Raw genomic sequence first — 13,853 nt, 5'->3', positions numbered from 1 at the left:
GCGGTGGTTCAGAACGGGATGTCGTCGCCCATGTCGTCGTCGGCCGCTGGAGCCGACGCCGGCTGGCGCTGCGGCTGCTGCGGCTGCTGCGGTCGGCCTCGCCCGTAGCCGCCGCCTTCGCCCATCGGTGCATCGCTGCCGCGGCCGTCGAGCATCTGCATCTCGTTGGCGACGATCTCGGTGGTGTAGCGGTCCTGACCGCTCTGGTCCTGCCACTTGCGGGTCTGCAGACGGCCCTCGATGTAGACCTTGGAGCCCTTGCGCAGGTACTCGCCGGCGATCTCGCCGAGTCGCGCGAACAGCACCACGTTGTGCCACTCGGTGTTCTCTCGCTGCTCGCCGGTCTGCTTGTCGCGCCACTGCTCGCTGGTGGCCAGCCGCAGGTTGCAGACTGCCGTGTTGGACTGGGTGTAACGGACCTCGGGATCCGCGCCGAGGTTGCCGATCAGGATGACCTTGTTGATTCCGCGCGCCATGAAATCGTCGCCTTGCAGTTGTTGTCGGAACGGCTGGCCAGTCTAGCACACGGTCCCGCCCGCTCCCGGGGTTCGAACCGACGTGTACCGCCGGTTGCCGTTCGGCCCGTATAATCCGATCAATGAGCCATGCGCACCCGATTCCCGAGGCCCGCACGATCGACGCGGTGATGGACCACACCCGCACCGATCGCGCCGCGATGGACCAGCTGATCCGCGATCGGCTGCGCTCGGACGTGCTGCTGGTCAACCAGATCGCCGAATACATCATCCAGGCCGGCGGCAAGCGATTGCGGCCGCTGGTCCACCTGCTGTCCGCCCGGGCCTGCGGCTACGTCGGCACCGGCCACATCCAGCTGGCCGCGGTGATCGAATTCATTCACACCGCAACGTTGCTGCACGACGACGTGGTCGACGAATCCGACCGCCGGCGCGGCCAGCAGGCCGCGCACACCGTGTGGGGCAACGCCGCGTCGGTGCTGGTCGGCGATTTCCTGTATTCGCGAAGCTTCCAGTTGATGGTCGAGCTGGAATCGCCACGCGTGATGGCGATCCTTGCCGATACCACCAACACCATCGCCGCCGGCGAGGTGCTGCAGTTGATGCAGCTCGGCGATGCCGACCTCGACGAGTCGGGCTATCTGCGGGTCATCGGCGACAAGACCGCCTGCCTGTTCGCCGCCGCGGCGAGACTCGGCGCGGTCATCGGACGGGCCGACGACGGCCTCGAAGAAGCGCTGTCCAGCTACGGATATGCGCTGGGCCAGGCGTTCCAGATCACCGACGACTGGCTGGACTATTCGGGCCAGGACGGCGCGTTGGGCAAGAACCTCGGCGACGATCTGGCCGAAGGCAAGGTCACCCTGCCGCTGATCCAGGCGCTGCGTCGGGCCGACCTGGCCGACCGCGAGTTCCTGACCGGGGTGATCCGCTCCGGCGGCACCGAGGACCTGGACCGGGTCCGCGAAATCCTGCGCGCCAGCGGCGCACTGGACGAATCGCTGGCGCGCGCCGTCGAATACTCCGACCGCGCCGTGCAGGCGCTCGATGCGCTGCCGCATTCGCCGGAGCGGGATGCGCTGGCGACGCTGGCCCGCTTCGCCGTCGACCGCTCGCTCTGAACCCCGCGGGCCGAGGGCCCGAACCCCACGCCCAAGGTCCCTGTCGCCGCTAATCGCGCCCGCCGCGCGCTCGCCGCAGCGCCTCGACCGCCGAGCGGAACGCCTCGCCGCGCGCCTCGAAATCGCGGAAGCGGTGGTAGCTCGGCGCACCCGGCGACAACAGCACGCGGTCGCCGGGTCGAGCCAGGTCGGCGGCGGCCCGCACGGCCGCGTCCAGGCCCTCGACCTGGCGGATGTCCCCGCGCTCGACGCAGCCCAGCGCAACCAGGCGGCCGGCCAGATCCGGGCCGGTGTCCGGCAATCCGACCAGGCCGCGCAGCTTCGGCAGATCACCGGCCCAGGCTCCGTCATCTGCGCTGCGCGCCTGGCCGCCGGCAATCAGTACCGCCGGACGCGGATCGGCACGCAGTGCGGCGCGGGTCGCGTGCGGGCTGGTCGAGATCGAGTCGTTGATCCAGGCCACGCCGTCGATCGAGCCCAGCGCCTCGAGCCGGTGGGCCAGGCCGCGGAAATCGCGCGCCGTGGCCAGGGCGTCGCCGCGGTCGATGCCCAGCGCGTCGGCCACGGTCGCGGCCAGCACCAGGTTGTCGAGGTTGTGCCGGCCCGGCAGGGCCCATTCCTCCCGGCCGAAACGGCGCTGGTCGTCGAGGTAGAGCCCGTCGTCAAGGGCGTGCAGGCCGGGCGCCTGATTGACCGGGCGCGCATTGGCGAATCCGGCGACGGCACCGGCCAGGACCGGGTCGGCCGCGTTGAACCACAGCGGCCGACCCTCGAGCAGTGTGGCCAGGCGCAGCTTGTCGGCGTAGTAGGCCTCGATCCCGCCATGCCAGTCGGCGTGCTCCGGGAACAGCCGGGTCACCGCGCCGAGGTCCGGGTGTCCGTGCAGGTCGACCAGCTGATAGCTCGACAGTTCGAGCACGAACACGTCGGCCTCGACGTCGAGCAGTTCGATCAGCGGGCGGCCGATGTTGCCGGCCAGCTCGACCCTGCGGCCGTTGCCTTCGAGCAGGTGGGCCAGCAGCGCCGAGGTGGTGCTCTTGCCCTTGCTGCCGGTGACGCCGACGACCCGCGGCGCGCCCGGGTCCGTCGAACGCTCGGCGAACCAGATCGACGAGGAGGTCGTCATCGGCCGTCCGGCCTCGCGACAGGCGGCCAGGCCCGGGTGATGCGGCGGGACGCCGGGCGAGCGCAGCACGAGGTCGAACCGGCTGGGGTCCACGTCCAGCGGGCCGACGGTCAGCGGCGCGACCGGCTCGACCTCGGGCGGGCTCTCGGCAAAGACCTGCAACCGCGCGTCCGGAACCCGATGGGCCAGCACCCGCTCCGTGGCGCGGCCCTCGCGACCGTAGCCGATCAGCGCGATCCGCGCGCCGTCGAGATCAGCCAGCCGCCAGCGCACGGAATCGCTCCGGAATGCGGTCGGGACCGTCGGGCCGGCACAGCAGCTCCAGCGAAGGCACGTCGCGCTCGCCGAGTCGGTCGGCCAGCGCGCGCACCACCGGGTGCGCCTGCCACCGCGGGTCCGCGGCCAGGGCCAGGACGGCGGCCCGCGCCTCGTCGGCCTCGCCGACGCACTCGAACGGTCGATGGCCATCGAGCTCGAGCAGTTCGGCGAAGCCGTCGATCGCGTCGACGTCGGCCAGCAGATCGCGACCGAAGATCGCGCCCATCCGCGGCGGGTCGAGGAACGGGGCCATTGCGAGGTACACGAAGCGGCACTTCGGGCAGGCGCCGCACCACCGCTCGGTGCGCGGACCATCGAGATGGAAGTTGCGATTGCAGCTGGAAAACACGTCGTGGTAGCGCTCCAGCCCGGCGAACTCACGGGTGATGGCCAGCTCGCGGTCGCGGCGCAGCAGCGAGAACACCCGGAGGTCGGCCGCGACATGGCGCTGCAGCCAGTCGTCGAAGGCCGCCTCGAAGACCAGGCTCTTGGCCCACTGGTGATTGACAGCCCGGCCGCCGACCTCGAGCGTCGGCGTGTCGGCGGAGCGTTCATTGGCGAAGACCACGTCGCGTACATCCCACAGCACCGCGGCCACCGCGAGAACCGCGGCATTGATCGCGGTAATCGGCACGTGTCCGTTCAGCGCGCCGGCATCGTTGAGCCGGCGCAGCGCCGGATCGAGCCGTCGGCCGATCACCCGGTGCGCAACGCCGGTGCGTTCGGCGACCCGGCCGATCAAGCCGGCGCCGCCGACCTGGACGGTCTCGAACGGCAGGCCGGTGACCCGGACGCGCTCCAGCGCGACCAGCGAGTCCTTTCCGCCGCCCATCGGCACCAGCACGCGCTCGGCCAGCCCCAGCTCGGGCGCCGGCGGCGCGTCGTTCGAGACCACCGGAAACGCCGGCCACCACGGCGCGTCCAGGCCGTTTCGCCAGGCCAGCTCGGCCAGGCCGTCGCGATACACGGCGGTCAGCAGCGCGGCTTGCTCGGGATCGGGCAGCGGGCTCAGCTCGACAGTGCCTCGGCAGGCGGTCTTCCAGTAACTGACCCCGGCGATGCGATGCAGCAGGCGTACGGCGGCGTCGAACGCGGTGCGCCGCAGCCCGGTCGGCGCCGGGCCGGGACCGAATTCGAAGCGTTCCCCGAGCCGCTGCGTCGAGGCGCCGCGGATCAGCGTCCAGCGCAGGTCAAGATCGCCGCGATCGGCATCGAACGTGGTGGAATCGAACTGCAGCCGGACCGGCTCGGTCGACGGCACGACTTCAGGACTCGGCGGTCGTCGCCGTTGCGCCATCGGCGTCGTCCGGCTCCTGACGCGGCCAGGCGCGCAGAACGGCGTTGACCAGAGTGGCCAGCGGAATCGCGAAGAACACGCCCCAGAACCCCCAGATGCCGCCGAACACCAGCACCGCGACGATGATCGCCACCGGGTGCAGACTGACGACCTCGGAAAACAGGATCGGTACCAGCACGTTGCCATCGAGCATCTGGATGATCGCGTAGGCGATCAGGACCCAGCCGAACTGCATGGTCAGCCCGAATTCGATGAAGGCGATGATCGCGACCGGAATCGTCACCACCGCGGCGCCGATGTAGGGGATGATCACCGAGAATCCGACCAGCATCGAGATCAGCATCGTGAACGGCACACCAAGCGCCAGGAAGGTCACGTAGGTCACGACCCAGACGATCAGGATTTCCAGCACCTTGCCGCGCACGTAGTTGCCGATCTGCGCGTCGACCTCGTGCCAGACCGACATCGCCAGCCCGCGATTGCGCGGCAGGTAGCGGCGGAACCAGCTCAGGATCTGGTCCTTGTCCTTCAGGAAGAAGAACACCAGGATCGGCATCAGGACCAGGAACACCACCAGGCCGATCAGGTAGACCAGCCCGGACGGTGAGACGACGGTGCTCGAATACCGGCCGACTTCTTCGCCGATCTTGCCGAGAATCTCGTTGACCTGCGCTTCGCCGACGATCTGCGGATAGCGCTCGGGCAGTTCGGCGACGTAGGTCTGGATCTGTCGGATGTAGCTCGGCAGCGCGGCCAGCGCCTGGCCCAGCTGGCGGGTGATCATCGGCGTGATGTAGAAGAACAGCACCAGCACCGTGGCCATGAACGCGACGAACACCGCCAGCACCGCCATCAGTCGCGGCACGCCGAAGCGCTGAAGCCGAAGCACCAGTGCTTCGAGCAGGTAGGCGACGACCACGCTGGCGAACACCGGTGCCAGCATCTTGCCGAAGGTCACCACCAGCACTACGCCGAGAATCAGCAGGATCGCCAGGATGACGACCTGCGGGTCGGAGAAGTTCCGTTCGTACCACTGGCGAATCTGCGCGAACATGGCAGGGATTATAGCGCCCGGATACTGCGGAACCGTTTCATCCGCGCATCACGCCGCGGTCCCGGGACAGGCCCGGGCGCGGGACGCGGATCGGGAGGCGGTCAGAACGAGAAGTTCAGCCGGGCAGCGACTTCGACGGCCTGGTCGAGACGGTCGCTGACCACGCCGAGGACGTTGCCCCCGAACGCGAACTCCGGCGGCGCATAGGTGGCCGACAGATCGATCCGGGCGCGCTTGCCCAGGCCCTTGCCGATGCCGACCAGGATGCTCTGCTGGGCCAGCTCGTCGGACAACGCGCTGGCCAGCGCCGGCGCGGTCGGCATCGGCTGCGAACGGGTGTGGTAGTCGACGCGGAATTCGAGATCGCTCTCGTGCTGCCAGCGCAGCCCGAAGCTGTAGACGGTCAGGTCGTTCCACTCGAAGTCGGGGCTGGTGCTGTCGCCGAGCAGCGCGTTGAAGCGCGCCGGCAGCGATCGACTGGGAAAGGCACCGACCTCGCTGTAGAACACCTGCGAGACGGCCATCGTGAACACCGTCCGACTCGATGCGCGCAGATCCAGGCCCATCTGCATCCGCGAGGGAATGTCGAGATCGGCCGAAAACCCGTGGACGCCGCGCAGGCTGGCCAGCTCGTCCATGTTGATCCGCGACTGGTAGGCGGCGCTGAGCATCAGGCGAGGCGCGACTTCGGTCTCGAATCCGAGCCTCAGGCCGGCGCCCTGCGAGCGTTCGCGTTCCTGGGCGTACAGGCCGGCGGCCGGCGCCAGGTCGGGATCCGGAAACGGGTTCAGCGCCCCGCCGCTCATCTGGTCGAACACCTGGGTATCGAGCATCGAGTGGCTGAACTGCTGCGCGGCCAGCACCGCCGAGACGCTGATCCGGTTGCGGTCCGACAGCTGGCGCGAGATGCCCGAGAGCATCATCGAACGCTGGAAGGACAGCCCGCCGCGCTGACCGGCAGACGGTGCCGAGAAGCTCATCGGCGCGTGTTCGGTCAACGACGTCGAGAACAGCGCCAGGCCGTGGCGACCATCACCGAGCAAGGGATGGGCAAACGCCGGCAGGACCACGTCCCGGTCGATCTGCAGCCAGCTGATCTCGGGCCGCGGGGCGCGCTGGATGCGCGGCAGGTCCGGAGTCAGCTCGTGGGCCAGGTAGGCCTCCCACGGGCCCAGCTCCATCCCGAGCAGCGACCAGGTCACGCCGAATGCCGACCCCGGCATCAGGCCGGTCGGTGCGGCACGAACCGAGGTGGCCGGTAGAACCAGCAGGGCGGCAGCGGCTGCGATTGCGATATGGAATCGCCGAATCATCGTGTTTCGGTGTCCCCGGACTCAGGATGCGACGTCATTCTACGGCAGTCTACCCGTTCGTTTGGCAAAAATACAACGCTTTTTCCGCGCCCCTCCGACCCCAGCGCCGCGATCCCCCTGAAAAGCTCGTAATCAAGGGGGGTTCGGAGCACGGCCTGATGTTGCGAAAGAACAACAACGCGCGGCCGGGACCGGCTCAGTCGGCCAGCCGCTCGATCAGGGCCTCGGAAAAACTGCGGGTGGTGCCGGTGCCGCCGAGGTCGGGGGTGACCCGGTCGGCCGCCGAAATCGTTTCGCGGATCGCCGCGCGCAACCTCACCGCCCGATCGTTCATGTCCAGGTGATCGAGCATCTGGGCCGCGCCCAGCAGCAGCGCGCAGGGATTGGCGATTCCCTGCCCGGCGATGTCCGGCGCCGAACCATGAACGGCCTCGAACATCGCCGCACGATCGCCGATGTTGGCCCCGGGCGCCAGGCCGAGGCCACCGACCAGGCCGGCGCAGAGATCGGAAATGATGTCGCCGAACAGGTTGGTGGTCACCATCACGTCGAAACGTTCCGGGTTCATCACCAGCTGCATCGCGCAGTTATCGACGATCATGTCGTTGAACTCGATGTCGTCGTAGTCGGCGGCGATGCCGCGCGCCACCTCGAGGAACAGCCCCGAGACATCCTTCAGGATGTTGGCCTTGTGGACCGCGGTGACCTTGCGCCGACCGGCCTTGCGGGCCAGCTCGAAGGCATAGCGGACGACCCGCTCGCAGCCTGCGCGCGTCGCGATCATCTTCGACTCGGCCCGATTGCCGTCGGCCGTGGTCAACGCGTCTTCGGCCAGGTAGGCGCCTTCGGTGTTCTCGCGCACCGTGATCAGGTCGATGTTGTCGTAGCGCGAGCGGGTGCCCGGAAAGCTGATCGCCGGCCGGACATTGGCGTACAGGTCGAAGCGCTTGCGCAGTTCGACGTTCAGCGACCGGAACCCACCGCCGATCGGCGTGGTCAGCGGGCCCTTGAGCACGACGTGGTTGCGCTCGATCGATTCCAGCGTGGCCTGCGGCAGCAGCGTGCCGTCGGTGTCCTGAGCGGCCAGGCCGGCACGCTGGTGGTCGTACTCGAAGCCGCAGCCGAGCGCGTCGAGCACGCCGAGCGTGGCGTCCATGATTTCCGGGCCGATGCCGTCGCCGCGGATGACGGTAATGGTGGTGGTCACGATGCGTGTCCTTGAAGAAGAAGCGGTATCCAGCGCATTCAACCGGCCAGCAGGCGGTCGAGCCGGCCTTCCTGCTCGAGCGCGTCGAGGTCGTCGAAGCCCCCGACATGATGGTCGCCGATGAAGATCTGCGGCACGGTCCTGCGCCCGGTCCGCTCGATCATCTCGGCGCGCTTGTCCGGCTCGGCGTCCAGCGAGACCTCGGTCCACCGGACGTTCTTGCGCTTGAACAGATTGCGCGCTGCCACGCAGTACGGGCAGGCGGCGCGACAGTACATGACGATGGCGTGGCTCATTGGAACGGCTCCTCGGTCGCGATCCCGACCGCGGGGTCGGGGTGGATATCGGTGATTCAGGCTGTCGGGATCGATGGCCGAGCGACGCGTCAGATGCAGGACTCGGGTCGCGGCAGGCCGGCGTAGCGACACGCTTCACGGATCGGCCCTTCCGGAAACATCCGGTAGAGCGTTCGGCTGGAGGCGTCGGCCTGATCGGTCTGCTCGCGCATCGCGCGGATCACGACCCGCATCAGCGGCGGCATTCCGTAGCGCGCGTGGTGGTCGCGGACGAACCGGATCAACCACCAGTGGCGGTCATCGAGCCGCAGGCCGGCACGTTCGGCCAGCGCCCGGCCGACCGCTTCGCTCCAGTCCGACGAGGCCACCAGGTGGCCATCGTCATCCAGTGCGATACGTTTCCCGTCGACGATCAGATCGGACTGGGCACTCATCGATCACAGCGTCACTAGTTTAAAGGCTTCGTCGCGCAAGCGGGCCGCGCGTTCGGGCCCGATGAGGTTTCCGAGCCGCGGTCGAGGGTCGTCGGCAGCGCAGACCACCGCCAGCGCGGCCAGCTCGAAATCGGCCAGCTGGTCCCAGGCTTCCGACCCCGGTCCGGCCAGGTGATCGCGACCCTGTCCATGGACCAGCACGGTCACGTCGCGATCGAGCGAGGCGGCGGCCAGGATCGGCTCGAGGGTCTCGATGCGATCGCGCCCATCCACGGGCGCGCGGCCGACGTCGAACACGAGTTCCGGTCCCGGCCGGTCGGATCGATCCGGACAGATGCGATCGATCCACCGGGCCAGCGTGGCCGGTCGGAACGGCGCCGGCAGCGGCTCGGAATTCCGTCGTCGCCACGAGCCGATGCAGACCTGCCAATCGGCGCCGGCGCGACGCGGAGCCGTCAGCCCGGTCGGTTCGCTCAGCCAGTCCACCGCCCGGCCCTGCAGGAACACGGCCGGCCGCGGCCCGTCGCAGGCCAGCGCTGCGTCGAGGGCCGCCAGCTCGATCGCGCCCGGGCGCAACCGCCACCAGAACGCCGCGACGGAACCCGAAGCGGCGATCACCGGTCTGAACGCTGGATGAACTGCATGCCGTATTCTTGCATATCGATCAACGCCCACCGCTGCCCGGGATGACTGCCAAGCAACCTCACCCACACTCGCTGCCGACCGCGCCAGGCCGATCCGGAGAACTGCGCCGGCTCGGCTGCCTGCTGATGGCGCTGGTGCTGCTCGTGATCGGCTTGCCGGCGCCGGCCCAGGACAACGTCCGGCTGCCCGACATGGGCGGCACCGGCCAGGTGCTGCCGCCGGACCAGGAGCGCGCATTTCCACGCGATTTCCGTCTGTACATGCGCCAGGAACGGCTGCTGATCGAGGATGCCATCGTCAGCGCCTATTTCCAGGACATGGGCTATCGGTTGGTGATGCATTCCGACAACCGCGACCGCGACTTCCACTTCCACGTGCTGCGGATTCCGGGCATCAATGCCTTCGCTGCGCCGGCCGGCGTGATCGCGCTGAACGCAGGCCTGATCCTGGCCGCCGACGGCCCCGACGAAGTCGCCGGCGTGGTCGCGCATGAAATTGCCCACGTCACCCAGAATCACCTCCAGCGCGGCATGGAGGCACAGCAGGCCATGTCGTTCCCGATGCTGCTGGCGACCATGGGCCTGGTGCTGGCCGGCAGCCTGGCCGGCGGCATGGACGCCGAGACCGCGCAGGGCGTACTGGCCACCGGCGTCGGCCTGGCCCAGCAGTCCCAGATCAACTTCACCCGGCAGAACGAATCCGAGGCCGACCGCATCGGCATCCAGTTGATGGCGCGGGCCGGCTACGACCCGGGCGGCATGGCGGCATTCTTCAGCACGCTGAACCGCGCTTCGCGCTCGATGGGCGCGGGGCCACCGGAATACCTGCGCACTCACCCGCTGACGGTCAGCCGAGTCGCCGAAGCGCGCGACCGGGCCGAGCGGCTGACCGTACGCCGGCCGATCGAAGACGACCGATTTCACCTGGTCCAGGCCCGGCTGCGCGTGCTGATGGCCCGCCAGCCCGACGAAGCCATCGAGTACTTCCGCGGTCGGCTGGCCAGGGACGAGGGCACGGAAGCCGGCAATCGCTACGGCCTGGCGCTGGCCTTGATCGACGCCTCGCGGCACGCCGAGGCCGAGGACCAGTTGACCTGGCTGCTGGAGCGATCGCCGGACCATCAACTCTACCGACTGCTCGAGGCCGACCTGCTGATGGCCCGCCAGCGCATCGAGCAGGCGCTCGAGGCCTATGGTCGACTGTATGCCGCCTACGGTCACAGCCAGATCGTGGCGGTGCCCTACGCCCGGGCCCTGCTGCGGGCCGGTTCGCCGGAGATGGCCGGGCGCGCCGCCGAGATCCTGGCCACCGAGCTGCGGCGCCGACCGGAGGACCTCGACGTCAGCGAACTGCTGGCCTATGCCGCCGATCGGTCGGGCGATCCGGTCCGGGCCGCCGAGGTGGTGGCCGAGAATTACTACCAGCGCGGCGGGCTGACGCAGGCCATCGAGCAACTCGAGCGAATCCTCGATCGGGACACGCTGGACTACTACCAGCGTGCCCGGATCACCGCCCGGCTGGACCAGCTGCGTGGTGAGCAGGCCCGCCGGCTGCGCTGATTCCGGCACCGCTCAGCGTTCACCGAAACGAAAACTGACTGTAACGAATCAGTCATCCGGGACCGAATAATGGAACGGACTCTCCCTGGTTCGGTCCATAATGAAACCGCGAATCCTGATCGTCGATGACGAGGCACCGATCCGAAACATGCTGGCCTTCAGCCTGAATCGCGCCGAAATGGACGTCGACGTCGCCGCCGACGGCGACCAGGCACTGGCGCGCCTGGCCGATTCGCCGCACCCCGACCTGATCGTGCTGGACTGGATGATGCCCGGTCTCGACGGGCTGCAGCTGACCCGCACGCTGCGCGATCGCGACGACTACAAGGACATCCCGATCATCCTGCTGACCGCGCGCGGCAGCGAGCGCGACCGGACACAGGGGCTGGATTCCGGCGCCGACGACTACGTCGTCAAGCCGTTCTCCACCCGAGAACTGATCTCGCGCGTGCGCGCGGTGCTGCGGCGTGCCCGGCCCGAGACCGCCGCAGCCGATGCATCGACCCCGTCCCCCACCGCGCCCCGGCTGCAGGTCGGCGCACTGGTGCTGGATCCGGAACAGCGTCGCGCCCTGGCCGAGGGTCGGCCGCTGAACATGGGGCCGACCGAATACCGCCTGCTGCGGCTGTTCATGCAGCACCCCGGCCGGGCCTGGAGCCGCGGCCAGCTGCTCAACGAACTCTGGGGCAACGATCGGGCGGTCGAGGAGCGCACCGTCGATGTCCACATCCGCCGGCTGCGCAAGGCGCTGGAACCGACCGGCCATGCCGGCTACGTCCAGACCGTGCGCGGCCACGGCTATCGTTTCTCCGACGTAGTCTGAATGGCCGACCGCGACCCGACCGACGCCGACTCGACCGACACCGATCCTTCCAGCGGGCCGGCGGCCCGCATCCCGCAGCAGGCCGCCCCGCTACCACACTGGACCGACGACGATCTCGACGCGCCCTCGCTGTATCTCAACCGCGAACTCAGCCTGCTGTGCTTCACCCGCCGGGTGCTGGAACTGGCCCGCGACCCGGGCATTCCGCTGCTCGAGCGGGTCCGTTTCCTGTGCATCTCCTGCACCAACCTCGACGAATTCTTCGAAGTTCGGGTCGCCTCGATCCGGCAGCGTCTGCAGCACGGCGCGCAGCAACCCGGTCCGGACAACCTGACTCCGGCGGCTACGCTGGAGGCGATCCGGGCGGCGGTCTCGGAGCTGGTCCAGGCCCAGTACCGGGTGCTCAACGACGAACTGACGCCCGCGCTCAAGGGCGAGGGCATCCGGATCCTGAAACGTTCGAAGTGGTCGAAAAAGCAGCACAAGTGGCTGCACGGCCACTTCCGCCGTGAACTGATGCCGGTGCTCAGCCCGCTGGGGCTGGACCCGGTCCACCCGTTCCCGCGCATCCTGAACAAGTCGCTGAACTTCGCCGTCGAGCTCGAAGGCCGAGACGCCTTCGGCCGCGATCCCGGCCTGGCGCTGGTCCGCGCACCGCGCTCGCTGCCGCGCCTGATCCGCATCCCGAAGAGCTACAGCAAGGGCGGAAACGACTTCGTGTTCCTGTCCTCGATCCTTCACGAGTTCATCAACGAGTTGTTCCCCGGAATGAAGGTGCGCGGCTGCTACCAGTTCCGCGTCACCCGCAACTCCGAGTTGTTCGTCGACGAGGAGGAAATCGAGGACCTCGCCCGGGCGCTGGAAGGCGAGCTGCTCGAACGCGGCTTCGCCCAGGCTGTCCGGCTGGAGCTGGCGGAGAACTGCCCCGAGCACGTCGCCAAGCTGCTGACCACGAAGTTCGGGCTCGACGACGACGATGTGTACCGCTGCGACGGTCCGGTCAACCTCAACCGGATGGTCGCGCTGTGCGACGACGCCGACCGCCCCGATCTGCTCTACCCGCCGTTCCAGCCGGCGCTGCCGGCGCCGCTGGCCGCCGGCAACGACCTGTTCGCCGCGCTGCGCCGGCGCGACTGGCTGCTGCACCACCCCTACGACGGCTTCGCGCCCACCGTCGAGCTGCTGCGCCAGGCCGTGGCCGACCCGGACGTGCTGGCGATCAAGCAGACGCTGTACCGCACCGGCGCCGACTCGGCGATGGTCAGCCTGCTGATCGAAGCCGCGCGGGCCGGCAAGGACGTGACCGTGGTCGTCGAGTTGCGCGCGCGCTTCGACGAGGAAGCCAACATCACGCTGGCCACCCGGCTGCAGGAAGCCGGCGTGCAGGTCGTCTACGGCGTGGTCGGCCACAAGACCCACGCCAAGATGATGCTGATCGTGCGCCGCGAACGGCGCCGCTTGAAGCGTTATGTTCATCTCGGCACCGGCAACTACCACCAGGGCACGGCCAAGGGCTATACCGATTTCGCGCTGCTGACCGCCGACCCGGACTTCGGCCAGGACGTCCACCTGCTGTTCCAGCAGTTGTCCGGTCTGGGCCGGGCACCGAAGCTCGCCCACCTGGTCCAGTCGCCGTTCGACCTGCACGACTGGCTGCTCGAACGAATCGAAGGCGAAGCCGCCCATGCCGCCGCAGGCCGGCCCTGCGGCATCCATGCCAAGATGAACTCGCTGACCGAGCCGCGCGTGATCCGCGCGCTCTACCGCGCCTCGCGCGCCGGGGTGCCGATCCGGCTGGTGGTCCGCGGCACCTGCTGCCTGCGGCCCGGTGTACCCGGCCTGTCGGAAACCATCCAGGTGCGCTCGATCCTCGGCCGCTTCCTCGAGCATTCACGCGTCTACTGTTTCATCAACGGCGGCGAGCCCGAGACCTGGGCCTCCAGCGCCGACTGGATGGAGCGCAACCTGTTCCAGCGCGTCGAGGCCGCCTTCCCGCTGCTCGAGCCGAAACTGGCCGCGCGGGTCTTCGAGGAGGCGATCAAACTGGCCTACGCCGACAACCGCGAGGCCTGGATCCTCGAACCCGACGGCAGCTACCGACACGCCTGGCCGGACGACGGTGACGCGCCGCGCCGGCTGCAGGAAACGCTGATCGAGCGCGCCCGCGACGCCGGCTGAGTCGGC

At 68.8% G+C, this 13,853-nt stretch carries 13 protein-coding genes; 4 read left to right on the top strand and 9 right to left on the bottom strand.

What is annotated here, in order from left to right; genetic code table 11:
• Window positions 1–8: 8 nt before the first annotated feature.
• Window positions 9–476 carry a single-stranded DNA-binding protein gene (ssb, locus tag HFP89_RS12285; RefSeq protein WP_168717958.1) on the bottom strand — a complete coding sequence of 156 codons (468 nt, stop codon included), beginning with the start codon at window positions 474–476 and terminating at the stop codon, window positions 9–11.
• 122 nt (window positions 477–598) lie between these two features.
• Here ssb and HFP89_RS12280 point away from each other — a divergent pair, with 122 nt between their 5' ends.
• A complete protein-coding gene (locus HFP89_RS12280; RefSeq protein ID WP_168717957.1) occupies window positions 599–1,597 on the top strand; it encodes a polyprenyl synthetase family protein in 999 nt (332 codons plus the stop codon).
• A gap of 49 nt (window positions 1,598–1,646) precedes the next feature.
• Here the strand turns inward: HFP89_RS12280 and murD are convergent, their stop codons facing one another.
• From murD to HFP89_RS12240, 8 genes are all read right to left on the bottom strand, one after another.
• Window positions 1,647–2,996, bottom strand: coding sequence for a UDP-N-acetylmuramoyl-L-alanine--D-glutamate ligase (murD, locus tag HFP89_RS12275; RefSeq protein WP_168717956.1), 1,350 nt, complete (start codon window positions 2,994–2,996; stop codon window positions 1,647–1,649).
• Entirely contained in the window at window positions 2,977–4,338 is a 1,362-nt protein-coding gene (locus HFP89_RS12270) for an endonuclease domain-containing protein (protein WP_168717955.1), read from the bottom strand. The genes murD and HFP89_RS12270 overlap by 20 nt, the downstream gene beginning before the upstream one ends.
• A complete protein-coding gene (locus HFP89_RS12265; RefSeq protein WP_168717954.1) occupies window positions 4,307–5,392 on the bottom strand; it encodes an AI-2E family transporter in 1,086 nt (361 codons plus the stop codon). Before HFP89_RS12265 ends, HFP89_RS12270 begins: the two co-directional genes overlap by 32 nt.
• 101 nt (window positions 5,393–5,493) lie before the next feature.
• Window positions 5,494–6,705 carry a hypothetical protein gene (locus HFP89_RS12260; RefSeq protein ID WP_168717953.1) on the bottom strand — a complete coding sequence of 404 codons (1,212 nt, stop codon included), beginning with the start codon at window positions 6,703–6,705 and terminating at the stop codon, window positions 5,494–5,496.
• Between the two features lie 196 nt (window positions 6,706–6,901).
• A complete protein-coding gene (locus HFP89_RS12255; RefSeq protein WP_168717952.1) occupies window positions 6,902–7,912 on the bottom strand; it encodes an isocitrate dehydrogenase in 1,011 nt (336 codons plus the stop codon).
• Between the two features lie 38 nt (window positions 7,913–7,950).
• Window positions 7,951–8,208: a glutaredoxin 3 gene (gene grxC, locus HFP89_RS12250; RefSeq protein ID WP_168717951.1), complete on the bottom strand. Its 258-nt coding sequence runs from the start codon at window positions 8,206–8,208 to the stop codon at window positions 7,951–7,953.
• An 89-nt stretch (window positions 8,209–8,297) separates the two neighbouring features.
• The gene (locus tag HFP89_RS12245; protein WP_168717950.1) at window positions 8,298–8,642 is read right to left on the bottom strand and encodes a TusE/DsrC/DsvC family sulfur relay protein; all 345 of its coding nucleotides are present in this window, start codon (window positions 8,640–8,642) and stop codon (window positions 8,298–8,300) included.
• Window positions 8,643–8,645: 3 nt separating this feature from the next.
• Window positions 8,646–9,260: a hypothetical protein gene (locus HFP89_RS12240; protein ID WP_168717949.1), complete on the bottom strand. Its 615-nt coding sequence runs from the start codon at window positions 9,258–9,260 to the stop codon at window positions 8,646–8,648.
• A 68-nt stretch (window positions 9,261–9,328) separates the two neighbouring features.
• On the opposite strand from HFP89_RS12240, the gene HFP89_RS12235 reads away from it, so the two are divergent.
• From HFP89_RS12235 to ppk1, 3 genes are all read left to right on the top strand, one after another.
• Window positions 9,329–10,846: a M48 family metalloprotease gene (locus HFP89_RS12235; protein ID WP_168717948.1), complete on the top strand. Its 1,518-nt coding sequence runs from the start codon at window positions 9,329–9,331 to the stop codon at window positions 10,844–10,846.
• Window positions 10,847–10,946: 100 nt separating this feature from the next.
• Complete coding sequence (gene phoB / locus HFP89_RS12230) at window positions 10,947–11,669, top strand: phosphate regulon transcriptional regulator PhoB (protein ID WP_168717947.1); 723 nt, start codon at window positions 10,947–10,949, stop codon at window positions 11,667–11,669.
• On the top strand, window positions 11,670–13,847 hold the full coding sequence (gene ppk1, locus HFP89_RS12225) for a polyphosphate kinase 1 (protein ID WP_168717946.1): 2,178 nt from the start codon (window positions 11,670–11,672) through the stop codon (window positions 13,845–13,847).
• Window positions 13,848–13,853 lie beyond the last annotated feature (6 nt).

The sequence above is a fragment of the Wenzhouxiangella sp. XN79A genome (assembly GCF_012272825.1).
Taxonomy (GTDB): Bacteria; Pseudomonadota; Gammaproteobacteria; order Xanthomonadales; family Wenzhouxiangellaceae.
The sequence above is the reverse complement of the archived record's forward strand: the minus strand, read 5'-3'. Positions and strand labels throughout refer to the sequence as shown.

Coding starts and splice junctions, on each gene's coding strand:
- ssb (WP_168717958.1), bottom strand. CDS start 476: ATGGCGCGCGGAATCAACAAGGTCATCCTGATCGGCAACCTCGGCGCG.
- HFP89_RS12280 (WP_168717957.1), top strand. CDS start 599: ATGAGCCATGCGCACCCGATTCCCGAGGCCCGCACGATCGACGCGGTG.
- HFP89_RS12270 (WP_168717955.1), bottom strand. CDS start 4,338: ATGGCGCAACGGCGACGACCGCCGAGTCCTGAAGTCGTGCCGTCGACC.
- HFP89_RS12265 (WP_168717954.1), bottom strand. CDS start 5,392: ATGTTCGCGCAGATTCGCCAGTGGTACGAACGGAACTTCTCCGACCCG.
- HFP89_RS12260 (WP_168717953.1), bottom strand. CDS start 6,705: ATGATTCGGCGATTCCATATCGCAATCGCAGCCGCTGCCGCCCTGCTG.
- grxC (WP_168717951.1), bottom strand. CDS start 8,208: ATGAGCCACGCCATCGTCATGTACTGTCGCGCCGCCTGCCCGTACTGC.
- HFP89_RS12245 (WP_168717950.1), bottom strand. CDS start 8,642: ATGAGTGCCCAGTCCGATCTGATCGTCGACGGGAAACGTATCGCACTG.
- HFP89_RS12235 (WP_168717948.1), top strand. CDS start 9,329: ATGACTGCCAAGCAACCTCACCCACACTCGCTGCCGACCGCGCCAGGC.
- phoB (WP_168717947.1), top strand. CDS start 10,947: ATGAAACCGCGAATCCTGATCGTCGATGACGAGGCACCGATCCGAAAC.
- ppk1 (WP_168717946.1), top strand. CDS start 11,670: ATGGCCGACCGCGACCCGACCGACGCCGACTCGACCGACACCGATCCT.